We start from the raw sequence: 25,686 nt of genomic DNA, 5'->3' as shown, positions 1-25,686 counted from the left end.
CTTATCACGAACGATGCATAACAAATGCACTCCGGGCGGGAAGATACAAACTCAGTTGGCTTCTACCGGGAGCGATATAACGCGTAAAATGTTCCACGCTCTCGTCAATCCTTCCGAAACCGTCAAACAACGCACTATCCGTATTCAGAACCGTTATATACTTTCCCGGGGGAGCATCGAATTGATAATCCATAAAAGAAACCTCAGGATTAAAATTAAAGACGAACAAAAAATCTCCCCGGGTAAAAATCAAAATCTGCCTCTCGTTATCCCTCACCAAAGGAGAAGGATATCCCACGAATAGCTGATTCTCTCCAACGAAATGAATCATAGCCCGATCAAAAGCATTCAAAAAACGAAAACGTAACTGCTCATCATCGACCAAGCTCCATAATCTCCGGGCATGATCGTAACTCCAATTATTTCCCTCTCGCGGGAAATCAATCCACTCCGGATGTCCCCACTCATTCCCCATAAAAGAAAGATAACCGTCTCCTGCCGTTCCTATCGTCACCAAACGAATCATCTTATGTAAAGCAATGCCCCGGTCGATGTGAATATTTTTATTAAAAACACTCATCGAAGAGTATATAGCCTTATCGACCAACCGAAAAAAAATTGTTTTATCCCCGACCAAAGCCTGATCGTGACTTTCGGCATAGCTAATCGTATGTTCCTCTTTCCGTTTATTGGTCAGTTCGTAAAAAAGATCCCCCACGTGCCATTCTTCATCTTTCCTATCCTTCAACAACTTTATCCAGTAATCCGGCACACCCATACTCATACGAAAATCGAATCCCAATCCTCCTTCTTCTACCGGGAAAGCCATACCCGGCATTCCACTCATATCCTCGGCTATCGTAATCGCCTCCGGATCTACCTGATGAATCACCCGGTTGGCCAAACCCAAATAAACAATAGCATTTTCATCCTGATCGCCGTCATAATACATCCGGTAATCCGTGAAGTCCCGATTGATCCCATGATCCCAATAGATCATACTCGTAATCCCGTCGAAACGAAAACCGTCAAAATGGAATTCATCCAACCAATATTTGCAATTGGATAACAGGAAATTAATCACCTGATGCTTGCCGTAATTAAAACAACGGGAGTTCCATAAAGGATGATATCCCTGTTCTCCGGGGTAAAAGAACTGATCGTACGAACCGTCAAAACGACTTAATCCCTCCATCTCATTATTGACAGCATGCGAATGAACAATGTCCATAATAACCCGTACTCCCATTCCGTGAGCGGCATCAATCAAAGCTTTCAACTCCTCCGGAGTCCCGAATCTGGAACTAACGGCAAAAAAATTAGATACCTGATACCCGAAAGAACCATAGTAGGGATGCTCCTGAATCCCCATCAATTGCAGGGTATTATATCCCAAATCTACCATACGGGGAAGCACAAATAAACGGAACTCCGTAAATGTGGAAACCCTCTTGTGTTCGGTAGACATACCCACGTGCGCCTCGTATATCAAAGGGTGAACAGTACGATGAGGAGATTTATATTTCATGCGATACGGATTCTTCGGGTCCCATACCTGAGCACTGAATATTTTGGTATACTCGTCCTGAACCGCTCTTCTGACATGAGTAGGGATACGCTCTCCCGCTCCGCCGTCCCACTCCACCAACAAACGATAAAGCATTTCATGAGACAAAACACTCTCCGGCAATACGATCTCCCAATCCTCACTATTTATTTTTTTTAAGGCATAATCCGGATGTTTCCGCCAATCGTTAAATACCCCTATCAAATACACAGCCGTAGCATGCGGCGCCCATTCCCTGAACACCCATCCCCGGTCTGTTTTGTGAAGACCATAGTATAAATAAGAATTACACAGGTCGGCCAATCGCGTTGCCCTACTCGTGAATTCCTTCTCCAAAGCAAGCATCCGTTCATGTCTTTCCTGAATAACCTTCGCAAAAGGCTCCAATAATTTATCTTGATTCACGAGTTCCGGTTTCATATAATTGATCTAATTTAATTTTTTTGAATAATCACTTCCCTGCTTCAAATAAACCATTTTTGCATTACGTTGGGATGTATCTTCTGTTACATTTTTATTACTAAATTACGAAGAATTGAGTCATTTAGTTGTAATCTAAACCTTTTTTATTTTGCGGGAATTTTAATTTTACTCCTTTCTTTATTTCCCTGAAGAGTTTTTTTCTGAAATAACCTAAATTGGTTACAAGATAACAATATTTAAGCCAACAAGAGTAGATTATACTAATTTTAACATATTATATTTTAAGAAAAGATTAATATATCCATTTACATATATTTACAATCATTTTTTCATCAAACTCCAAGCTACAATCTTTATTTTTCTATTTTTGTCCCAAAATCGCACGGAATGAAAAAAATCTTATTAAATACGGCTTATTTCCCTCCAATACAATACTTATCGAAAATAAAAGATTACGAAGAAGTTATTATCGAACAATACGAACATTACGGAAAACAAAGTTACAGAAACCGCTGTGACATCATGACCGCCAACGGAGTGATGACCTTATCCGTTCCGGTAATAAAAGCAACGAGTAAAAAAATATTAACCAAAGAAACTTGCATAGATTACTCCACTTCGTGGCAAAAACTTCATTTTAAAGGTATCGAATCCGCTTACAAAAATTCTCCTTATTACGATTATTACATGGACCATTTCACCTCTTTTTTTACAAAAAAAGAGAAATACCTGCTCGATCTGAACACGAAGATAATACACGAAATTCTTGATATCCTATCTTTAAATAACACGATCGCCCTGTCGACAGACTACGTCAACACTCCCGACCATTGCGATGATTTCAGGGACGTCATTCACCCCAAACCGTCCCGGCGTAGATTTAACGATCCTTTTGTTGCCAAACCCTACCATCAAACTTTTGCCGAGCGTTTTCCGTTCGCCCCAAATCTCAGTGTCATGGATCTTCTCTTTAACGAAGGTCCCGATGCCACTCTCTATTTATAGCAAAAACTCCACGTTAAAAAATCCATATATTCGGGAACCCGAAATACCCGAACCAGCGACTCTTCTACCTGCGATGCAATAATACGATATTTTCCACATGATGCGTATGCGGAAACATGTCTACCGGTTGAACTGCCATTACTTTATAATCAGCATCCATCAGGTGAAGGTCGCGTGCCTGTGTTGCCGAATTGCAGCTGACATAAACGATACGCTCCGGTGCAGCATTCAATATGGTACTTACCACATCCGGATGCATTCCGGCACGCGGAGGGTCGGTAATAATCACATCGGGTTTGCCGTGACGGGCGATAAAAGCCTCGTTTAAGACCTCCTTCATGTCTCCCGCGTAGAAAAGCGTGTTGGTAATCCCATTGATGGAAGAATTTACTCTGGCATCTTCGATAGCTTCCGGAACATATTCAATTCCGATTACTTTATGGGCATGACGAGCGATAAAATTAGCAATCGTACCCGTTCCCGTGTAAAGATCGTAGACAGTTTCATCACCCGTTAACCCGGCCAAGTCCCGGGTTTGAGCGTACAGGTTATAAGCCTGTTCCGAATTGGTCTGATAAAATGATTTCGGGCCGATCTTAAACTTCAACTCTTCCATTTGTTCGTATATGTGATCCTCACCATGAAAGCAAATTACTTCCTGATCGGTAATCGTATCGTTCAACTTCTCGTTTATCACGTACATAAGAGAAGTAATTCCCGGAAAAGCCCCGACCAAACGTTGAAGTAAACATTCCCTTGCCTCCCGCTCTTCGTGTCCAAAAGTAATAATAACCATGATCTGGCCCGTGGAGGAGGTACGAATAATTAAGGTACGCAAAAATCCTTTTTGTTCCCGTATATTATAAAAACTCAAACCTTGGGCAACGGCATAATCCCGTATAAAGTTACGAATGGCATTGGACGGTTCCTGCTGCAAATGACAGGTTTTAATGTCTACCACCTTATCGAAAAGCCCCGGGACATGAAAACCTACCGCCGGAGAGCGTTCGATCTCCTGGTCGCAACCGATCTCTTCACGAGTTAAAAAACGCTTGTCCGAGAATGTAAATTCCAATTTGTTCCGGTAATGCCGGGTTCGCGAGGAACCTATAATCGGACATACATTCCGGAGCTCAACCTTTCCGATTCGTTGCAGATTATCTACGATCTCCTGTTGTTTAAAATCCAATTGCCGTTCGTAAGGCAGATTCTGCCATTTGCAACCGCCGCATATTCCGAAATGAGAACAGAAAGGCTCTGTCCGGATATCGGCATATTTCTTCACATTCACCACGAAACCTTCCAAAAAACTTTTTCGTTTCCTGGTTACCTGGACATCGACAACATCACCGGGAACGGTATTGGGAACAAATAACACTTTTTCATCCACGTATGCGATGGATTTACCTTCCGCTGCAATTTTTTGAATTTCGATATTTTCCAGTAACGGTTTCTTTCCTCTACCCATAAACTTAAAACACTTCAAACTTCAGATTAATACTCTCAAAATTTTGAAGGGCAAATATACGAATTAAAATGAAACAGAAGACCGGAAAGGTAAAATAGCCCGATCTGTTACGACATTAGTTTCTCTTTCAATATCCGAACTCCTTCGGACGCTCCTGTCTCTATAAATTCGATTCTGCTGTTTTTCACGCTCTCCGGAATCTTAGGATCGATAAGCAAAATACGACATCCGGCCGGAGCGTAATGCAACAAACTCGCCGCAGGATAAACGGCAAGAGAGGTTCCGATAACAACCAATATATCAGCCCGGGATACTAATTCTATCGCCGGCTCGATATTCGGCACGGCTTCCCCGAACCAAACGATATGCGGACGAAGAACGGAGCCGTCTTCTCCTTTTGTTCCCAATTTCAACTCCCAACCTTCCAGATCATAAATAAGAGTCGGGTTTTTGCTACTTCTGACTTTTTTCAATTCCCCGTGAAGATGCAGTACTTTCGAACTCCCGGCCCGCTCGTGCAAATCGTCTATATTCTGGGTAATGATTTGAACATCATACCCCATTTCCAATTCAGCCAATCCGTAATGGCCGGCATTGGGTTTTGCCTCATAAAGTTGCTTCCTGCGTTCGTTATAAAAACGATTGACTAATTCGGGATCACGCTCCCAAGCTTCCGGGGTACACACATCCATAACATTATACTCTTCCCAAAGACCGTCGCTATCCCTGAACGTCCGAATGCCACTCTCCGCACTCATTCCTGCCCCTGTTAAAACTACTAACTTCTTCATGATCAAATCAAATTTACGATTCATAATGTCATGCAAGTTAACTAAAAAAATCATTTCATTATCTCGAAACTTTCTCTATTTTTGCGATAATTAAAAACGAACTGGAATAAAAGTTCATTTTTCAGATTCTCAATTTTATCACGATGGAGTTTGGTATAGCTGATTTGAGTATAGTACCCGTGAGGCGGGAAAAATCGGAACGAAGCGAAATGACCTCCCAGATTTTATTCGGGGAGGTCTACGAGGTTTTGGAAAAGGAGGATAACTGGCTGCATATACGATTATTGCATGATGATTGTGAAGGTTGGATCGACCGGAAAATGCATAAGGAGATAAGCTCATCCTACGTCGAGTCTTATCGTTCATCCGATCAATTGATTATGGAAGAAGTATTCAACTTGGTACTAAAAGAAGGGGATTGGGGCAATAAATTAATCGTAGCGGGCAGCGTATTGCCATTCTACGACGCCTACTCGAAGAAAATGAAATTGGGAGAAGACGAATACACGTTGATCGGTACATTGAAAGAGATAGGCATTGACAACTTGAGGGATCTACTTATCCAATACGCATTGATGTACTACAATACCCCCTACCTATGGGGAGGGCGTACTCCGTACGGAATCGATTGTGCCGGATTGTCTCAGATCGTCTACCGAATGATCGGCATGAATTTACCCCGAAAGGCGGAACAGCAGGTAGTGAAAGGACAAACTCTCTCTTTTATCGAAGAATCCTTACCGGGGGATTTGGCCTTTTTCGGCGACGAGGCAGGAGCCATTACCCACGTGGGAATCTTATGGGAACCGGGACGCATAATCCATGCTTCCGGCCGGGTACGGGTCGACAAGATCGATCACCATGGTATTTTTAACGAAGAAACCAAACGCTACACCCACGCGTTAAAGCTGATCAAACGTTACATTAATTGACAATTGCAAACCAAAAAATTGAGGGATTAAGCGATTCGACGATTTAATGATTCAGTGATTAAAAAGATTGACGATTATTAGATTTTTATCTTCAACTTATGACCGGGTTTTAAATTTTTCACGTTTTTATCGGTAAGCCCGTTCCACCTCATGATATCCTTATTCGTGATCCCCGGATATTTCTTGGCTATATTCCACAGGTTATCTCCCTTCTTCATCACGTAGATTTCATATTCTCCTTCAATCAAGGGCTCCGTCTCCACCTCCGCGTTGGAAGCCATTCCAGCGTATTTCGCATCAGCCTTGTTCTGGTAAGTCTTCACCTTATCCTTAGGCACATAGACGACCAATTTCTGACCTACCCGGATTAAATTTCTGCTCATATTGTTCCAATACTTCAAATCCGCCAAACGTACATGAAAAGTATTGGCTATCCCCCCCAGCACATCTCCGTTCTTCACCACATAAATCAATTTCGCTTTATTACTGGGAGGAGCATAGGCATAGTGTTTAATCCGATCTCTCGGGTTAGCCGTCCGGTCGCTATCATCGAAATAATAAGAGCGATTATAAGCAAATATTGTATCCTGTTTATCGATAAACTCTCCGACGTAGTTATAAGGCATTCTTAAAGCGTAAGATTTTCCGAATCCTGCAGGGATAACATCCCGTCTATATTGAGGATTCAAATCCCGCAACTGCTCGATCGAAATATCCAAAAGTTTGGAAATCTGTTCAAAATGCAATCCTTCGTTTATCATAATGCTGTCGCACATCACGGGCAACTCGTTAGCGACAGGATAAATCTGATGCGCTTTATGATAGTTAAACACGTACATCGCCGCTATAAATGCCGGTACGTATCCCCTGGTCTCCCGAGGCAGACGATAATAAATATCCCAATAATTCTTCTTCGCCCCGGAACGACGAATAGCCTTATTCACGTTTCCGGGACCGCAATTATAAGCCGCAATAACCAAAACCCAATCTTTGTAAACACTATACAGATCCTTCAGGAAACTGACTGCCGCTTCCGTAGATTTTACCGGGTCTCTCCGTTCGTCCACGAAAGAGTTTATCTCCAAACGATACATCTTTCCCGTCCCATGCATGAATTGCCATAACCCGCAAGCACCGGCACGAGAGAACGCCCTGGGGTTCAGTGCACTTTCTATGACCGGAAGGTATTTCAACTCGAGCGGTAAGCCTTCCCGGTCCAGAATCTCTTCAAAAATAGGGAAATAATATTCGCTTAATCCCAACATAGCACCTACCTGAGCCCGGCGTTTTAGCGTGTATAACTCGATATAGTTCTTTACTATTTCATTAAACGAAACCCGTATAGCCGAATTCATGGAGTCTAATCGACTGAGGTAAATGGAATCGGGCAAAGAAGAAAAAGCCTCCTTTTGCTCCAACATGTTCAAGGTATCTCCCAATTCCGGTTTACTCACATACCACTTCTGGTATAATTCGTCTAATCTCCGGACAAAAGTTCCCGGAATGGAATCTGTAAGTAAAACCAAAGGAGGATTTATTATTTTAGGAGCTTCCGTTTGAATCTTCACGGAATCCCTATCGTGTCCCTTCACGGTAAGAACACCACACGATAAGATACATAACCACAAAAACACCCAGCGCATGCTTTTAAAAATTAAATGTTAATGATATTCCGACATTTCCCCCGGTTACAGGCGAAAAACCGGTAGTAGGACGAATCGACATAGATAAATCGTCATTGATTTCATAATCATAGAAATGAGCAAAAACCGTAGCATCGATAATCTGAATGATATAGATAGCTCCCGAAACGATGTACAGCAAATCTCGATTTCGTTTATAGTAATCTTTCTTATTTTTCAACTGATCTTTCAATCGTTGTTGTTGAGAAGGAGTAAAATCCGCCGCCGAATTTCCGGCAATCATCAATTTATCCCAGGTATTATCTGTAGGGTAAGGTGTTTCGGGATCCTCGCTTTTTCTATCTAAATAATTCGTGTAATCCAAAAAAGCCGTCTTATACTTTCGGAAATATTTTGAATTCCAGGAGAGTCCGTAGACCGTCGCCCCGATACCCCCGTATAAAATGGGCACCTTCCACCATTGTCCGTTGTAAATTTGAGCCGATCCCGGCAGAACCATCGCCATAATCGTCGCCTTATGCGGGGAATGAGGCTTTAAATTTTTCATTTTCTTCTTATAAACAAATGCCTCCTCACCTCCGACACGTACGGAATCCTCACTGATAATAGTATCGGTTACCTGTGTTAACAGGTATACGCTCTCTCCCCGGGCATCCGTACCCAGAAGAAGTAAAATCCCACACGCGATTAAAAATATTTTTTGTAAAACAGCCTTCACGATATAAACTTATTTCGCACTCAGTTTATCCAGTAAACCGACAATGCGTTCCAACTCACCATCCGACTTAAAAGATATGACAATTTTTCCTTTTCCTTTCTCGTTTCTCTTCAAATCAACCTTCGTCTCGAAATAACGAGAAAGATGACTTTGCAATTCGTTATAATCATCGATTGTTTTTACCTTCGACTCTTTTTTATCGACCTCTTCTTCTTTTTTGGGATTCATCAGCTCCCGGACTATCTCCTCGACCTTTCTGACAGAAAAATCATATTTCATAATCTGTTCGAACACCATATATTGGGTATCGGGATCCTCTATATTCACAATAGCCCGGGCATGCCCCATACTAATCTTTCTCTCTTTAATCGCCAATTGTATCGGAGCAGGCAATTTCAACAGGCGCAAATAATTGGATATGGTCGTTCTCTTCTTGCCGACCCGTTCGCTCAAAGCATCTTGGGTCAGACGACACTCTTCCAGCAAGCGTTGATAACTGATCGCTATTTCGATGGCGTTCAAATCCTCCCGCTGTATATTTTCAATCAAAGCCAATTCCAATACCGTATCTTCCTCCGCTTTCCGAATATAAGCCGGAATGGTCTCCAGTCCGGCAATCTTGGATGCCCGGTAACGACGCTCTCCGGCGATAATCTCGTACTTCCCGTCACCGATCTCTCGCACGGTAATCGGTTGAACAATCCCGATAGATTTTATAGAAGCTGCCAATTCATTTAATGCTTCCTCATCAAAAGAGGTCCTCGGTTGATGCGGATTAGGACGGATATCACTTAATTTTAACTCCTCTTGCATAGACGACCCGCTTCCACTCCTCGGCTTAATCTCTTCCGCCGCATCTCGAAGCAAAGCCCCTAACCCTTTTCCTAATGCATTTTTTTTTGCCATCAGCTTATTATTTATGATTACACGTCCAAACAATTTAACACTTCACATGAATTCTTTTTCGGCTAAGCTCTTCTATTCTTCTCCAACAATTCGTTTGCCAAACTCAGGTAATTCACCGTCCCTCGACATTCGGCATCGTACAGTACGACCGGCTGTCCGTAACTGGGAGCTTCCGCCAGCTTCGTGTTTCGCTGGATCATCGTATCGAAAACCATATCTTCGAAATGTTTTTTTACCTCGGAAGCCACCTGATTAGACAACCTCAAACGAGCATCGTACATGGTTAACACAAACCCCTCGATCTCCAAGGAGGTATTCAAACGCTTTTGAATGATCTTTATCGTATTCAACAACTTTCCCAATCCTTCCAAAGCCAAATACTCACATTGCACGGGAATAATCACCGAGTCGGCAGCGGCCAACGAGTTTACGGTCAACAACCCCAGTGAAGGCGAACAATCGATCAGTATGTAATCGTACTTCTCCCGAACACCGGCCAATACCCTCCCCATAACACTCTCTTTATCTTGAAAATTCAACATCTCCAATTCGGCTCCGACCAGGTCGATGTTAGAAGGCAATATATATAAATTCTCAATTTCCGTATTTAGAATAGCTTTTTCAGGCTCTATCCCCTCCACCAAACATTCGTAGATAGTAGCTTTCAACTCTTTTAAATCATATCCCACGGCCGTCGTCGCGTTTCCCTGCGGATCAGCATCCACCAACAAAACCTTTTGCTCCAAAACAGCCAAACTCGCCGCCAAGTTCACAGAAGTCGTCGTCTTTCCTACCCCCCCCTTTTGATTCGCTATAGCTATTATTTTTGACATAAGACTATAATTTTCGATTATGTGGTAAAAATACAATTAAAATAAATACACTACCGATTTTTAACGGATTTTTTAATAACAACCCGAACTTTTTTATTAACAATCATTACCTTTACAACCTATAAAAAAAAATCGCTTTATCATGAAAGATTCCTTAAAAGAGATAACAGAAGCACTTAATAGACAAAAAAATACACTAAAAGCCCGCGATCTTGCCCGTTTTTTTAAAACCGGTAAAGGAGAATACGGGGAAGGAGATCTTTTTATAGGAATCCCGATACCGCAAATCCGAGACATCGTAAAAATATACCAGCATATCCCCCTGCCCGTAGTACACGAATTGTTACTCTCGCCTATTCACGAATACAGGATGACAGCCGTTTTGATTCTGGTCCATCGTTTTGAAAAAGAGAAAGATCAACAGAAAAGAAAAGAGTATGTCGATTTCTATATTCAACATGTCGATCACCTGAACAACTGGGATTTGGTCGATTTAAGCTGCTATAAATTACTGGGACGCTGGCTCGAAGACAAAGAGAAAACATTACTCTATGAATGGGCCCGAACCGGTCATCTGTGGAAACAACGTATCGCTATCGTCTCTTGTATGTATTTCGTGAAAAGAGGAAAATTCGAAGAGTGCTTAGAGATCGCGGATATTCTGCAATTTCACTCCCACGACCTGATCCACAAGGCTGTAGGCTGGCTTTTGAGAGAGGTCGGTAAAAAGGACCGGCAAATCCTTACCGATTACCTCACGCCGAGGTACCGGCAAATGCCGAGAACCATGCTGCGTTACGCGATCGAACACTACCCGGAGGAGAACCGGAAAGCTTTTTTAAAGCGGGAAAATTAAAACTTATTTGACTCTTTTTATATAACTCGTTATATCTTAAACTCGAATTTACTCATGATTAGTTTTTTACAAGTCAATAATTTAAGCAAACGTTTCGGCGAACAACTTCTATTCGAAAACCTCTCTTTTGGCATCGGCAAAAACCAAAAAGTTGCTTTAATCGCTAAAAACGGCACGGGTAAATCCACTATGCTAAAAATCATTGCCGGGAAAGAGATCGCAGATGCCGGCACGATTATCTTCCGCAACGATATTACGGTCGGTTATTTAGAACAAGATCCTCAGCTGAAACCCGAGAACAACGTGTTCGAGGAGGTCTTCAATTCGGACTCTCCTTTATTAAAAGTGATAAGAAATTACGAAGAAGCGGTAACCAATAACGATTCTGAAGCCATAGAGAAATTAATCCCGCAAATGGATGCGTTGGCGGCATGGGATTACGAGACACAGGTAAAACAAATACTTTCCGAACTTAAGATAAACAAGTATAATCAACGTATCAAAGAGCTCTCCGGCGGACAGAAAAAACGAGTCGGCTTAGCGAAGGTACTGATCAGCAATCCCGATTTCCTAATCTTAGACGAGCCTACCAATCATTTAGACGTGGAGATGACCGAATGGTTGGAGAGTTACCTGGAAAAATCGAAAGTAACCCTGTTAATGGTCACCCACGATCGTTACTTTCTGGATCGAGTATGCGACCTGATTATAGAAATCGACGATTTCGGCCTTTACGCGTACAACGGTAATTACTCCTATTATCTTGAAAAAAGAGAAGAACGTATCGATGCCCGAAACGCCTCCATCGATAAAGCTAAAAACTTGCTTCGAACGGAGCAGGAATGGATGCGCAGGATGCCGCAAGCCCGAAGCCATAAAGCACAATACCGAATAGATAATTTTTACAAGCTGAAAGAGGTCGCCGATCAACATACCGAACAACAACAACTGGAACTCGATATTCGAGGAAAACGGTTGGGTAAAAAAATCCTGGAATTGGAACATGTCGACAAAAGCTACGGGGATCTTTGCATTCTAAAAGATTTCTCTTACAAATTCATTCGAGGAGAAAAAATCGGAATTATCGGAAAAAACGGCATCGGCAAGTCGACATTTTTAAATATCATCACGCAAACGACTAAACCGGACTCCGGGCAAATTGAAATCGGAGAAACCGTCGTCTATGGCTATTACAAACAATCCGGAATCACCTTCAAAGAAAACGATCGTCCGATCGATATCGTCAAAAACATCTCTGAAAAAATAGATTTGGGTAATGGCCGAATCATGTCGGCCTCCCAGTTTCTGGAATATTTTCTATTTTCCGATAAACTACAATACTCTCCGGTCTACAAATTAAGTGGAGGAGAAAAACGTCGTCTCTACCTGCTAACCGTATTGATGGGAAATCCGAATTTCCTCATACTCGACGAACCTACAAACGATTTGGATATCGTAACTTTAAACGTTTTGGAAGAATACCTGAAAGCCTTTCAAGGATGCCTGATCATTGTTTCTCACGATCGTTTTTTCACCGACAAAGTAGTCGACCGGGTATTTGCATTCGAAGGCAACGGCATAGTTAAAGATTTTCCCGGCAATTACACCCAATACAAAAATAAAAAAGAGGAGGAAGAACTGCTCCAAAAACAAGAAGCGAAAAAGAGCGTTCCTAACGCAAAAACCGTCGATCGGGAAAAAGAGAAAAAACGTAAACTCACGTTTAGCGAAAAGAAAGAGATGGAACAACTGGAAGTCACTATGGACCAACTGAATGCAGAAAAAGCAGAATTGGAAACAGCATTAAATACCGGAAAACTAACCACAGATGAACTGATCAAATTCTCTCAACGCGTTTCGGAGATTATAAACCTATTGGACGAAAAAGAGATGCGCTGGTTGGAACTCAGTGAAATACCCAATTAGTACGACTTTCCCCATCAAGGGACTTCCGACATCATCTCTATTTCACAAGGAGTCGTTGTGCAAAAATTCCATTTTAATATTTTTAGAAAAAAAATATTACATTTGTCCGTTGTGCAACAAAAACTCATGTTAATTGAAATAGGTCATGGAATACATCCCAACGATTTTACAACATTTCGGTATCTACTCGGAAAGCATCACGAAGCTAATACAATTTCTTATCCAAGCCTTTATTATGGGATTAATTGGATGGTTCGTCTACATTATCTCCAAAAAATGGCTGGCTAAAATCATCCTGAAGATCGTACATCGCACGGCAACTCAATGGGATGACCTATTACTGGACCAACACTTTTTCAATCGCTTGGCATTATTAATCGTTCCGGTTGTCATTCAGTTGATTTCCACTCAAATCGGATGGGAATATGCCGATATCATAAACCGTCTGATAAACGTGTGGGTTGTCATCTCCATTTTATTGGTATTATCCTCCATCATGGATGGGATCAATCGCATATACGAAAGTTATCCCATGGCTCGAAACCGTCCGATCAAAGTCTTTATTCAGGTCATCAAAATATTCTTCTACAGCATGGCCACCATCATTATTATCAGCATATTACTAAATAAATCACCACAAGCTTTACTCGTGGGATTAAGCGCCTTTGCCGCCGTACTGATGCTGATCTTCAAAGATTCCATCCTCGGATTCGTGGCCGGCGTTCAGTTAATTGCCAACCGGATGGTTCGCATTGGAGACTGGATCGTTATGCCCAGTCATAACACGGACGGCGAAGTCCTGGAGATCAACCTGACCACGGTAAAAGTACAGAACTGGGACAAAACCATATCCACCATCCCGACTTATAAATTAGTTTCGGAATCCTTTACGAATTGGAGAGGCATGGAGGAATCCAAAGGACGAAGAATCAAACGTTCCGTGAACATCGATATTTACTCTATCCATTATTTGAGCAAAGAAGAGCTAGACTCCCTGAAACAATCCCAATTACTGAAATCCTACATAGAGAAAAAAGAGGCCGAACTTGCCGTTCACAATGCTAACCGACATAATCTTCTGGACGAAAGACGCCTGACCAATATCGGCACGTTTCGGGAATATATGGAGTCATGGATCAATGCCAACCCGGACATCAACATAGAAATGACGCATATGGTACGACAACTTCAACCGGGTCCGACGGGAGTTCCCCTCGAGATTTACTGCTTTTCCGCCAAACAGAGATGGGTAGAATACGAACGGGTGCAATCGGATCTTTTCGACCACCTGTTTGCCATACTTCCGCTGTTCAACCTGAAAGTATTTCAGTATCCCGGTAAATTAGACTACCCGACAAACTAACTTAGAATCTTTTCCGGAAATAAACATAAACAGAGAGATACCGATAGGCTTTATCGAGAACAATCGACACCGGATATCGGACGGGGAAAATTCCGCGGCCGATACGTGAAACGGATAAAATTATTTAAAGCGTAAGGGTAAAAGTCGTTTCTCTACCGTATATGGAATTAACCTTTATATTTCCACCGTGAACCCGCATGATTTGCCGGGCGACACTTAAACCGATACCGGAGCCTTCCGCTTTCGTCGTGAAAAAAGGGACAAAGATTTCATCCATGACCTCTGGTTTTATTCCCGGTCCGTTATCCCTAATCTTAATCCACGTGCTTCCCTCTTCTCCTCCTCCCGCCGACACGAGGATATGCCCGTCGGAGCGCTCCCGCAAAGCATAAAAGGCATTCTTCAGCAAGTTTAACACCACCTGTCCCAACAGATTCGGATCCGCATACATTCTCAAACCTTCGGGTTGGATCGTAACCTCCAGCCTTACGGCTGAAAAATTAATCTCCATACTACATAAAATAACCATGCGATGGATAAATTCGTTCAAATCGACCAACTCTTTTTCCGGTTTCGGGATCCGCGTAAATTTACGATAGGATTCCACGAAAGAGATCAGTCCTTTCCCGGTCTCCCCAATCACTTGCAAACCGTTCATGGTATTACGTTTTAACTCCTCGTCCGGCATCTCTCCTTCCCGATACAACGATAACAAGGTATCGCTCAAGGAGGTCACCGGTGCGATGGAGTTCATGATTTCATGAGAAAGTACCCGGATCAAACGGATCCAGGAATCGATCTCCTTCTCATCCAACTCGTTCTCTATATCATTTATAACCAATAGCATGATCGGTTTATCACGCAATACGATCCGACTTGAACGAACCAACAACTGAATCCTCCCCCGTTCCGTAGTATATGCTACTCTCCGGCTCTCTCCCGGTTGAATATTTCGGAAAAGTTCCTGCAAATCCCAAGAGACCTTATGCAATTGATCGATATGAGTAAACACCTCCAAACCGATCAATTTTAAGGCCACTCGATTACAATCGGTAACAAACCCCTCTTTATCCATCACCACGATCCCGGAACTGACACTGTTAATAATCAACTCATAAAACTTTTCACGTTGTTGTACCTCCAACCGGGTATTTTGCAAAATATCCTTCATCCGGTTCAACATGACATTCAACATACGCTCCGAAGGCAAGCCCTCTCTCTCCGGGAAATGAATGGTAAAATCATCGTTCTCCAGAGAACCGAAAAAATAAGTCAACTTACGATTAACATGGTTTATTGAATTAAATATCGAAACGACACAAAATACCATCAATCCGGTTACAAATGTTGCCCCGACATAACTCTTTTCCGATATTAAAATATACGTCCCGATGCTGGAAATCAACGCTATCAGCAAATAAAAAAACAGACGAAAAGAGTAATACCGGGACATACCGTTACAAGTTAAATTTTTTTATCTTATTGTATAATGTCTGCCGGGTAATCCCTAACTGTACAGCTACCGTCGATAAGTTACCGTCGTTGCGTTCGATCGCCCGGCGAATCATCTCTCTCTCCATCTCCTCCAAAGTAGAAATTGTGTTCTCGAGCTGATCCGTCGTAGGTTTAAACAAAAAATCTTCCGGACGTAATCCCTCCTCATCACACATAATCACCGCTTTTTCGATAGCGTGTTGTAACTCTCTCACGTTTCCGGGCCAAGCATAATTCAACAAACGAGCTTTGGTTTCTTCCAGCAGATACAATCCCCGTTTACCGTATTTGGCCCCGTATTTCCGCAAAAAGAAATCGGACAATAAAAGGATATCCTCCCCCCGTTCCCGCAAAGGAGGAACCTCAATATGAATCGTGTTGATCCGGTATAAAAGATCCTCCCGAAACAATCCTTTTTCCACCATCTCCTGTAAATTACTATTTGTGGCACAAATCAACCGGATATCGACATCTATCGATTTATTGGAACCTACCCGGGTGATCTTTCTGCCCTGTATGGCCGCCAATAATTTCGATTGCAAGGCATAGGAGAGATTACCGATTTCATCTAAAAACAACGTCCCTTTATGCGCCGCCTCGAATTTACCGGAACGATCCTCGCGGGCATCCGTAAAGGCACCTTTTACGTGACCAAACAACTCGCTTTCAAACAAGGTTTCCGTGACGGCTCCCATATCCACGGATATCATAACCTCCTCTTTTCTATTCGACAAAGCATGCAGTTCCTTGGCAATCATCTCCTTACCCGTTCCATTCTCTCCGGTAATCAATACATTGGCATCCGTGGCCGCAACCTTCACGATCAGATCGTGTACCCGCCGCATGACCGGAGAGTCTCCCCATACTCTCTCTTGGCCTCCGTCCAACTGACGTTTCAATACCCCTTCCTTCTCCCGAAGTTGTTTCACCTCCTGCCGGGTTTGGTTCAATCGATAAGCAGCCAATAACGTCGCCACCAACTTGGCGTTATCCCAAGGCTTGACCACAAAATCAGTAGCGCCTTCTTTCACCGCTTTCACGGCCAACTCAATATCCGCATAAGCGGTGAATAAGACCACCGGCAAATCCGGAAGTCGTCTTTTAATCTCCGTCAACCAATACAAGCCTTCGTTTCCGCTATTTATTCCGGCAGCAAAATTCATATCCAATAAAACGACATCCACATTTTCACTCTCTAATATAGAAAGAATCCGGTTAGGGTTACCAGTAGGAATTACTTTTCGGAACACCCCCGCCAATAGCATCTCGATCGCCGTCAAAACTCCTTTATTATCATCTACAACTAATATCGTTCCCTGCTTGGTCATATCTATCCATAGTTTTACATCACATTACACTTCCGTATTTACCATTCTATTTGCCGTTTCGGTGACGACCTGACCGTCGAAAAGGTTTACCACCCGATGAGCGTAGGATGCATCGTGCTGGGAGTGGGTCACCATAATAATAGTCGTTCCTTCCCGGTTCAATTCGGTTAGCAGATTCATAACCTCCGCTCCGTTTTTGGAATCCAGATTACCGGTAGGCTCATCGGCCAGAATCAACTTCGGATCGGCAACCACGGCACGGGCAATAGCCACCCGCTGTTGTTGTCCTCCCGACAACTGCTGAGGAAAATGTTTGGCTCTATGGCTGATATTCATTCGCTTTAAAATAGTCGTTACCAGCTCTTTTTTCTCCGAACTTTTCTTTTTCAAATAGATCAAAGGCAGTTCTACATTTTCATAAACATTCAATTCATCGATCAGGTTAAAACTTTGAAATACAAAACCGATATTTCCTTTACGTACCTTGGTTCTATCTTTCTCCTTAAAATGTCCCACCTCCTGGCCGTTAAAATAATAATTTCCCTCCGTAGGATTATCCAACAAACCGATAATATTCAATAACGTTGATTTACCGCATCCGGAAGGACCCATGATGGCAACAAATTCTCCCTCTTTCACATGAAGAGAAACTTTATTTAAAGCGGTCGTCTCTACCTCCTCGGTACGAAAAATCTTACTTAAATTCTCAATCTTTATCATATACATTTACTTACGAATAAAACATATTCGAAAGATTACCATAAGCATGCCAAAACAAACATATCTCTTATTATCAACACATTAACCTACGAGCGATCCTCCCGAGTGTAAAAAAAATAGACAACACTGTCCTATTTTTTTACAAGACGACATCTCCCAGGCAAATATATACTTCTGATTATAAATACGTTATATCTATGGCATAAGTTTAGCATCAGGGAGGACAAAATAAAACAAAAAAAAGATGACTTTGAAATTATACCTCTTATTATTCCTTTGTTTCCTGCTAAAAACTTACAGGATCGAAGCCCAAACTTCAGGATGGACGCTTCAAGAATGTATCGATTACGGCGTTGAACACAGCCTGAGCATGCAACAAAAAAGATTACAAAACGATAACAATCGTCTGGAAGTAAGGGATGCCGTTTTAAACCTGCTCCCCTCCGTAAGTGGCATATCTCCGGGATTAAGTTATAGCTTCGGAAAGGGTATCGATCCCGAAACCAATACCTACGTGAATACCCGTTACATGTCGTTCGGCGGTTTCGGATTCGGAACCGGAATAACGGTTTTTGCAGGATTCAGCGGCATAAACCGGATCAAAATGGCTAAAATAGGTCGTTTGATGGGATTAAAAGAGACGGAGAACCAAGCCAATCAAATTGCGATACAAATCATGCACGCCTTTTTCAACTACCTCTATATGCAGGAAGAAGTACATATCACGGAAGAACAAGTTGAAAACTACCGAATGCGATTGAAAAAAATAGAACGGGAATGCGATTTGGGTAAAAAACCGAAAAGCGATCTTTACGAGATGCAGGCACAACAAGCTTCCATGGAGTTCTTGCTGGAATCTTCCCAGAATAATCTTCAAAATGCACTGGTTAACCTGAAATACCTGATGAATTACGAAGAAGAGGAGGAGTTTATGATAGATATCCTTTCATTTGAAAATTTTTCCCTTGAACAACACCATTTCGAAATCGATGACATTTATCGCAAAGCCATGGAAGAACTTCCGGAAATCTCTATGGCCAAATACTCTGTCCGTACGGCTCAATTAAATCTGATGACGGCACGGGCCAGTCTTTATCCCTCCATAAGCATGGGAGGAAGTATCTCTTTCGGAAGTTATTCGGATCATGTCAGTGAATCTTTCTGGAATCAGATCTTCGACCGAAACAGAATCGGAAAAGGTTTTAGCATCAGTATGAGCATTCCGTTCTATTCCGGCTTAAGCAAACGCTCCGGACTAAGAAGAGCGAAGAATTCGTTAACGGCTACGGAAATTCAATTTCTTCAAACCCAAAGAGAATTGTACAACGAGATCCAAAAAGCATTACAGGAATTAAGTTCTTGTGCCAGTCGTTATCAGATATCCCTCCAACGGGAAAAGTTCTCAACCCTTTCGCAAAGTGCCGCCCAAAAACGATACGAACAAGGTCTGATCACGATCATAGACCTCAATAACACCTCCAATAACCAATTAGAAGCCAGATCGGAAGTACAGAAAAGCAAATTCAATTATATCATGCAAAAAAAGATGATCGATTTCTACCGGGGAATTCCATTACAAACAAAAGTGACTTCTCCCGATAATTTTAATTTTCGCAATTACAAATAATATTAAACAAATACGTCATGGACAAACCCATTGAACAAAAAAAAGGTTTAAAGAAAAAACATATTCCCTACTTGGCCGGAACCGTTTTTATCCTGTTATTTATCGGCTGGGCCATATTCGGCAATCACCAATCCAGCCTGAGAGTGGATAAAGACAAAGTCACCATCGAGGAGGTTACGCGAGGTGTTTTCAACGACTATATCCGCATTATGGGAAACGTGGAACCCCTTAACTTTTCACAACTCACGGCTATTGAAGGAGGAAGAGTGAAAGAGCAATTTAAAGAAGCCGGAGAGATGGTAAAAGCCGGAGAGGTCATTCTCCGCTTAGAGAACCAAAGCCTCGAAACCGAAATACTGAATAACGAGGCCGGATTCGTGGAAGAACAGAACAACACCCAAAATGCCCTTTTGGATTTGGAAAAAGAAACCCTCAACCTACAACAGGAACGACTGAACACGGAATTGGATACCGAACGGAAAAAAAGAAAATATTTACAAAACGAACAGCTTTACAAAGAAGACCTGATTGCCAAAGAAGAATACCTCATCGCCAAAGAGGATTATGAATTTGCTATCAAAAGTCAGCAATTGATTTCGGAAAAACAAGCCAAGGATTCCATCCGACGCCACAGGCAGGCCATTATCATGAAAAGCAAACTGGAAAACAGAAAACGTAATCTGATATTGACCCGGGAACGATATGCCCAGTTGGAAGTTTGTGCCCCTATCGACGGGCAACTCGGAGAACTGAATATCGAAATCGGACAATACATCAGCTCCGGTACGCAAATCGGAAAAATAAACGTTTTAGGCAAATATAAGGTAACCGCTCTGATCGACGAACATTACATCGACCGGGTACGCAAAGATTTGGAAGCCACCCTGGAACGACAGGGAAAAGATTTCAACATGAAAGTAATAAAAGTATACCCCGATGTAAAAGAGGGGCAATTCAAAACCGACTTGGAATTCACGGAAGAGATCCCGGATAACATCCGGACAGGACAGACATACCATATCAATTTACAATTAGGAGCTTCCGACGAATCGATATTGATTCCCCGGGGAAGCTTTTACCAAAGTACCGGCGGACAATGGGTATACGTGCTTACGCCCGATGGTAAAGAGGCCTACCGACGGAAAATCAAAATAGGGAAACAAAATCCCAGGTATTATCAGGTTCTGGAAGGAATTCAGCCCGGTGAAAAAGTGATCACGTCCGGCTACGAAATGTACGGGGATAACGAAAGACTGATCTTTAAATAAAAACAATCTTTTTATACATTGCATTCAAATAAACCGTAAAAAGAAATCCGTTTCCCATGAATCAGCTCAAATTCATATGCAGAAACTTGTCCCGTCACCGTCTCTATACCGTTATCAATATAACCGGATTATTCATTGCCTTTACCGCAGCCTTACTCATGTACGGATACGTGGTAAAAGAGTGGAGAACTGACCGCTTTCATGAGAACAAAGAGGATATCTATCGCGTTACCTTCCAGAAGGCGGGAAATGAATTCTGGGAGAGTGAATTTTGCAGCCCCATGGCAGAACAGGCCCGGCAAGAGATTCCCGGCGTCAAAAACTTTGTCCGGGTAACAGCTCCTCAAACTCTTTTGGTAAAACCGGAAAACAGTCGGGAATATACTCCGGAGAATCCGTGTAGATACGCTGATTTTCAACTATTCCAAGTCTTCTCGTTTCCCCTCGTTCAGGGAGACACCCAAATACCCCGGAAATATTGGATCGTTATTTCGGAAAAAATGGCCCGAAAATATTTCGGCAAAGAAAATCCGTTGGGAAAAGAGATCACGATAAAAAAAACAAATGACGATTTGGGTATTCCTTACCACATTGCCGGTATCATGAAAAATATTCCGGACAGATCGTCTATTCAGGCGGACTTTATACTTGACTTCTCTGTTATCGAATGGACCTATCGGTATGCTCAGGGTAATTCATGCAATACTTTTTTACAAATCGATAAAAACGTATCCGTCTCCGACATAGAAAAAGCCATTCCGGATCTGGAATTCAGGCTCTCCGGCGATCCGGAATATTACTCGAATCGGATCACCAGGCTCCAACCCTTGAAAGAACTGCATCTGCATTCCGGCCATATCCGGGAATTCGAACCAGCTTTCATACTCGGATCACCCCAATTCAACCTGACCCTGAGTGGGATCACCTTACTCATCCTCTTCTTGGCGGCATGTAATTATCTGATGATTAAATTAGCCCAAATTCACAGGCAGGCCAACACCTTTACACTACAAAAATGCCTGGGAGCCGAAAATCGCCATATTTTACTGAGAATCATGCAGGAAACCGGAATACATCTCTGTATTGCATCACTCTTTACCCTGATCGGAGTCTATCTCCTTCATCCCCATTTTGTCCTGATCATATCCCCAATTCACGTGTATACCTTTCATTTATCGATAGTCGAATCTGTCGGGTTTCTAATCATACTTCTTTTGTTTACCATCTGTGTCGGAGGTATTCTTTACCTCCATTATGCCAGAGAGATCCGGGAACAAAAAATAAAGAAAGAAAACTCTTCTTCCATCGATTTGAAAAAAATGCTCATGTTTATTCAAATCTGTATATTCGGGGCTCTCCTGTTTTGTTCCGTCGTACTCTTTCGGCAAATGGCTTTTATACGGAACAAACCGATGGGATTCGATTCCCAAAATGTACTGTGTATCGAATGGGAAGGTTATAAAGGGACAAGCAGTATCAAAGAAGAGCTTTTACGTCATCCAGACATACTGTCGGTAAGCAACGGCCGACCGCTTCCGATCGGAAATTGGTCTTCATTTAAAACATTTGCCGCAGAACGTCCCGAAACGATTATCGATGCGTATGTACTATTAGGAGACCTCGATTATATCGATACATACCGGATCGAGTTGGTCGAAGGACGGAAGTTCCTTTCCAACTTAAAGGCGGAAGAGAGATTCCGGAACAGTCCGGTTCAGGAGGCAGAAGTAGTTGTCAACCAAAAGCTCGTTAAACAGCTCGACCTGAAACAACCGATCGGGTCCATCCTGGATTACGGTTTTTCCACGTTAAAAATTGTCGGGATCGTAAATGACTTTCATTACGAATCCCTCTATCAACCGATCAAACCGGTCATTATCGGATGCGATCTTTTAGGCTTCGATTGGAATCTAAGCATACGTTACCGGGAAGGGAAACGTAACGAAGTCGTTGATTACATCCATAAACTTTACCGGAAACGTTTTCCGATTGCTCTGTTTCACTACTCGGAATACCCTTACTCTCAATTATACGAAAAGGATATCGCTTTCGTCCGGTTGATCTATATTTTTACCGGCCTCGCCTTATTTATCGGAGGAATGGGTATCTTCGCCTTCTCCGTGTTTATGGCGGAAAATAAAAGAAAGGAGATTGCCTTACGAAAAGTAAACGGAGCCTCGGAAAGAGAGGTCGTAAGATTATTAAATTCTATTTTCCTGCGACAAATTATCGGGGCTTGCCTTATTAGTCTCCCTATTGCTTATTTCGGTTGTAAAAAATGGCTGGAAGGATTTGCCTATAAAACCGACATGACGATCGGGCTATACATAGGAGTAGTCGTTACGACCATTCTCATTGTCATGCTGACGACTAATTGGCAAATCGTTAGGGCAGCCCGTGCCAACCCCGTAGAAACGCTTAAAAAAGAATAAAACTATGTTCCGGCAAGAGATCAAATTTATATTTCGGAAACTACTTCGTAACAAAAGCTACACCTTGATCAATCTCACGGGACTGACCATAGCTCTTACAGCCTCTCTGCTGATATTTAAACATATCAGCAGGGAATGGGAAAGCGACCGTTTTCACCCCGGTACGAAAAAGATTTATCGCGTAACCCATAACGATCAAAATTCTCCCCGATGGTCGGGCCGGACCTACGGTATCATCGGTCCCTATGCTAAAAAGGAGATTCCGGGGATAGAAAACTACGTACGGTGTTTCTTTCCTCAATCCCTCGGTATTCAACCGGAAGGAGACACGGAGATATTCCTTGAATCAGCTTGCATGTACGCCGATCTTTCGCTTTTCGATCTATTTCATTTTCCTATTCTGACGGGAGATGCTCATATCCCCGATGTCTCCAACTGGGCGATACTCTCCTCCCGAAAAGCAGAACAATTTTTCGGGACACAAAACCCGATCGGAAGAATCATTCGAGCCAAATATACTTACCGGGAAGATTCGAGTAAAGAGTTCCAGATCATTGCCGTAATGGACAATCTTCCCCCTACCTCCTCCATTCAAGCAGATATCATCCTATCCCCCGTACACGAGAAAGATATATTTGAGAGATGGGGTGTCATCGGGACTCATCTCTTTCTGCAACTAAACGATCAGGCTGATCCCGCGAAGATCGAAAAAGCGATTCCCCTGCTGACGGCCAAACATTTTCCCGCGGGGACCCTCGGCAACGAAGCGTTTAAACTTCAACCGTTCCGGGAGATCTATTTTCATTCCGGCCATATCGTTCCCGATAATATGCTCAGAGGCTCTTGGCTTTTCACTCTCCTACTATGCGGCATTACCCTACTGATTCTGTTTTTAGCCGCCTCCAATTATATCATGATCAAAACAGCACAATTCCAACAAAAGGAGATCACCGGATTCGCTTTACAGAAGTGTTTCGGAGCCGGTTCCAACACGTTTAAGAGGCAATTGTCCGTAGAAATCGGGCTACAAATTCTTATTGCTTTCGGGATCGCTATCGGGGCTGGCAACCTGCTTCATCCTGTTATTAACCGTATATTATCGCCCCATCATCCCTATGCATTTACTTTCGGTGGAAAAGAAATACTCCTGTTTCTTCTCATAATCACGATTACTGCCGGGATGATCGGGTCATTTTTATTCTTTTACATCAGGAACAGACTGGAAAGGAACGGACTCTACCGTTCCTTCCGGTCCGCTCCACCGCATTCGAGCTTAAAACAGATGCTGACGATAACACAAATGGCTATATTCTGTGCCCTATTGTTCTCCTCTACTGTCATTTACAGTCAAATGGACTACATTAAAAATAAAAATTTAGGGTATAGCACTCAAAATACGCTCCATTTCCTGGTACCCAATCGCATCGGTTTATGTAAGAAAGAACTTTTGCGGAACCCGGATATCGTAACCGTCAGCAACGGAGAATCCCTACCCAAATCCCCTTCGTTCTACATAGACCTTTACCCGGAAAATAAACCCGATCATCAAATAAAGATACAAACCCTTATCGGTGACAACGACTATCTTTCTACTTACCGGATCACATTAAACGAAGGACGTATGCCTCAGGAACTCTCTACCGAATACGATCCCGATAATCCCAATTCTTATTACGGGGAAGTTATCGTGAACAAAGCTTTGGTACAAACACTGAACTTGCATTCCCCGCAAGATGCTATCATAAATCTGTACGATACACGTGTCAAGATAGTCGGAATAACGGAAAATTTCCACTTTAATCCCTTGTACCAACCCATTCAGCCCGTTGTTATATATAACGGCCTGTACATGCGAAGTACGAATCAGATTGTCCGTTACCAACCCGGTAAACGTCAGGAAGTCATTGATTATATAAAACAAGTATATACCCGGATCTATCCCGGCAGTCTTTTCAGTTACCATGAATACGCGGATTCCGATTTTTATGACAAAGACATAGCGACCGTCAAAATGATTATGATTTTCACGATCATCGCTATCCTAATCGGAGGTATGGGAATTTTCTCCTTTTCGACATTCGTGGCTAAAACAAAAAGAAAAGAGATCGCTCTGAGAAAAATAAACGGGGCTTCCGAATCCCGTATCACCCGAGAATTAAACCGGAATTTCATGAAAAAAACACTGACGGCTTGCACCTTAAGCATACCGATCGCCTATATCCTGTCGAACAAGTGGTTGGAGGGTTTCGCCTACAAAACGGAAATTTCCGGATGGATCTTTATCTTTGTTCCAGGAATCGTTGCCTTGATCGTACTCGGAGTGACTACCTGGCAAATCAGGAAGGCCGCCCGGACCAATCCGGTAGAGGTATTAAAAAACGAATAA

The 25,686-nt window shown here is 42.5% G+C and carries 19 protein-coding genes; 9 read left to right on the top strand and 10 right to left on the bottom strand.

Annotation, left to right across the window (positions count from 1 at the left end):
* Positions 1-4: 4 nt before the first annotated feature.
* Positions 5-1,987: an alpha amylase C-terminal domain-containing protein gene (locus tag NVS78_RS13535; protein ID WP_286359638.1), complete on the bottom strand. Its 1,983-nt coding sequence runs from the start codon at positions 1,985-1,987 to the stop codon at positions 5-7.
* Positions 1,988-2,377: 390 nt separating this feature from the next.
* On the opposite strand from NVS78_RS13535, the gene NVS78_RS13530 reads away from it, so the two are divergent.
* On the top strand, positions 2,378-2,995 hold the full coding sequence (locus NVS78_RS13530) for a WbqC family protein (RefSeq protein ID WP_286359637.1): 618 nt from the start codon (positions 2,378-2,380) through the stop codon (positions 2,993-2,995).
* 64 nt (positions 2,996-3,059) lie between these two features.
* Here NVS78_RS13530 and rlmD read toward each other — a convergent pair whose 3' ends face one another.
* Positions 3,060-4,463, bottom strand: coding sequence for a 23S rRNA (uracil(1939)-C(5))-methyltransferase RlmD (gene rlmD / locus NVS78_RS13525; protein ID WP_286359636.1), 1,404 nt, complete (start codon positions 4,461-4,463; stop codon positions 3,060-3,062).
* 107 nt (positions 4,464-4,570) lie between these two features.
* Positions 4,571-5,254, bottom strand: coding sequence for an SIR2 family NAD-dependent protein deacylase (locus NVS78_RS13520; protein WP_286359635.1), 684 nt, complete (start codon positions 5,252-5,254; stop codon positions 4,571-4,573).
* A 143-nt stretch (positions 5,255-5,397) separates the two neighbouring features.
* Between NVS78_RS13520 and NVS78_RS13515 the strand changes: the two genes are divergently transcribed.
* Positions 5,398-6,186, top strand: coding sequence for a C40 family peptidase (locus NVS78_RS13515; protein ID WP_286359634.1), 789 nt, complete (start codon positions 5,398-5,400; stop codon positions 6,184-6,186).
* 77 nt (positions 6,187-6,263) lie between these two features.
* Here the strand turns inward: NVS78_RS13515 and NVS78_RS13510 are convergent, their stop codons facing one another.
* The 4 genes from NVS78_RS13510 to NVS78_RS13495 all read right to left on the bottom strand — a co-directional run bounded on the left by NVS78_RS13510 (position 6,264) and on the right by NVS78_RS13495 (position 10,286).
* Positions 6,264-7,829 carry a lytic transglycosylase domain-containing protein gene (locus NVS78_RS13510; protein ID WP_286359633.1) on the bottom strand — a complete coding sequence of 522 codons (1,566 nt, stop codon included), beginning with the start codon at positions 7,827-7,829 and terminating at the stop codon, positions 6,264-6,266.
* A 4-nt stretch (positions 7,830-7,833) separates the two neighbouring features.
* Positions 7,834-8,547: a DUF5683 domain-containing protein gene (locus tag NVS78_RS13505; protein ID WP_052634894.1), complete on the bottom strand. Its 714-nt coding sequence runs from the start codon at positions 8,545-8,547 to the stop codon at positions 7,834-7,836.
* Positions 8,548-8,556: 9 nt separating this feature from the next.
* Entirely contained in the window at positions 8,557-9,453 is an 897-nt protein-coding gene (locus NVS78_RS13500; RefSeq protein ID WP_286359632.1) for a ParB/RepB/Spo0J family partition protein, read from the bottom strand.
* A 62-nt stretch (positions 9,454-9,515) separates the two neighbouring features.
* Positions 9,516-10,286 carry a ParA family protein gene (locus tag NVS78_RS13495; protein ID WP_041504581.1) on the bottom strand — a complete coding sequence of 257 codons (771 nt, stop codon included), beginning with the start codon at positions 10,284-10,286 and terminating at the stop codon, positions 9,516-9,518.
* A gap of 142 nt (positions 10,287-10,428) precedes the next feature.
* Here NVS78_RS13495 and NVS78_RS13490 point away from each other — a divergent pair, with 142 nt between their 5' ends.
* The 3 genes from NVS78_RS13490 (at position 10,429) to NVS78_RS13480 (ending at position 14,431) form a co-directional block, all read left to right on the top strand.
* Positions 10,429-11,142, top strand: coding sequence for a DNA alkylation repair protein (locus NVS78_RS13490; protein ID WP_286359631.1), 714 nt, complete (start codon positions 10,429-10,431; stop codon positions 11,140-11,142).
* Positions 11,143-11,196: 54 nt separating this feature from the next.
* The gene (locus NVS78_RS13485; protein ID WP_286359630.1) at positions 11,197-13,068 is read left to right on the top strand and encodes an ABC-F family ATP-binding cassette domain-containing protein; all 1,872 of its coding nucleotides are present in this window, start codon (positions 11,197-11,199) and stop codon (positions 13,066-13,068) included.
* 145 nt (positions 13,069-13,213) lie between these two features.
* On the top strand, positions 13,214-14,431 hold the full coding sequence (locus NVS78_RS13480; protein ID WP_286359629.1) for a mechanosensitive ion channel family protein: 1,218 nt from the start codon (positions 13,214-13,216) through the stop codon (positions 14,429-14,431).
* Between the two features lie 124 nt (positions 14,432-14,555).
* Here NVS78_RS13480 and NVS78_RS13475 read toward each other — a convergent pair whose 3' ends face one another.
* Genes NVS78_RS13475 through NVS78_RS13465 form a run of 3 tightly spaced genes read right to left on the bottom strand, consistent with a single transcriptional unit; the run spans position 14,556 to position 17,973 of the window.
* A complete protein-coding gene (locus tag NVS78_RS13475) occupies positions 14,556-15,884 on the bottom strand; it encodes a sensor histidine kinase (RefSeq protein ID WP_286359628.1) in 1,329 nt (442 codons plus the stop codon).
* A gap of 4 nt (positions 15,885-15,888) precedes the next feature.
* Positions 15,889-17,253 (bottom strand): sigma-54-dependent transcriptional regulator, encoded by a 1,365-nt coding sequence (locus tag NVS78_RS13470; RefSeq protein WP_286359627.1) that lies wholly within the window; start codon positions 17,251-17,253, stop codon positions 15,889-15,891.
* A gap of 24 nt (positions 17,254-17,277) precedes the next feature.
* A complete protein-coding gene (locus NVS78_RS13465; RefSeq protein WP_286359626.1) occupies positions 17,278-17,973 on the bottom strand; it encodes an ABC transporter ATP-binding protein in 696 nt (231 codons plus the stop codon).
* Between the two features lie 244 nt (positions 17,974-18,217).
* On the opposite strand from NVS78_RS13465, the gene NVS78_RS13460 reads away from it, so the two are divergent.
* From NVS78_RS13460 to NVS78_RS13445, 4 genes are read left to right on the top strand one after another with little or no spacing between them, the layout of a single operon-like run.
* Positions 18,218-19,600 (top strand): TolC family protein, encoded by a 1,383-nt coding sequence (locus NVS78_RS13460; RefSeq protein WP_286359625.1) that lies wholly within the window; start codon positions 18,218-18,220, stop codon positions 19,598-19,600.
* Between the two features lie 17 nt (positions 19,601-19,617).
* Positions 19,618-20,868, top strand: coding sequence for an efflux RND transporter periplasmic adaptor subunit (locus NVS78_RS13455; RefSeq protein WP_286359624.1), 1,251 nt, complete (start codon positions 19,618-19,620; stop codon positions 20,866-20,868).
* Between the two features lie 56 nt (positions 20,869-20,924).
* Entirely contained in the window at positions 20,925-23,300 is a 2,376-nt protein-coding gene (locus NVS78_RS13450; protein WP_286359623.1) for an ABC transporter permease, read from the top strand.
* 4 nt (positions 23,301-23,304) lie between these two features.
* Positions 23,305-25,686, top strand: coding sequence for an ABC transporter permease (locus tag NVS78_RS13445; RefSeq protein ID WP_286359622.1), 2,382 nt, complete (start codon positions 23,305-23,307; stop codon positions 25,684-25,686).

Source organism: Gabonibacter chumensis (genome assembly GCF_024741215.1).
Taxonomy (GTDB): Bacteria; Bacteroidota; Bacteroidia; order Bacteroidales; family Marinifilaceae; genus Gabonibacter; species Gabonibacter massiliensis.
Note: the sequence above shows the minus strand (reverse complement) of the source record. Positions and strands in the feature narration are given on the sequence as shown.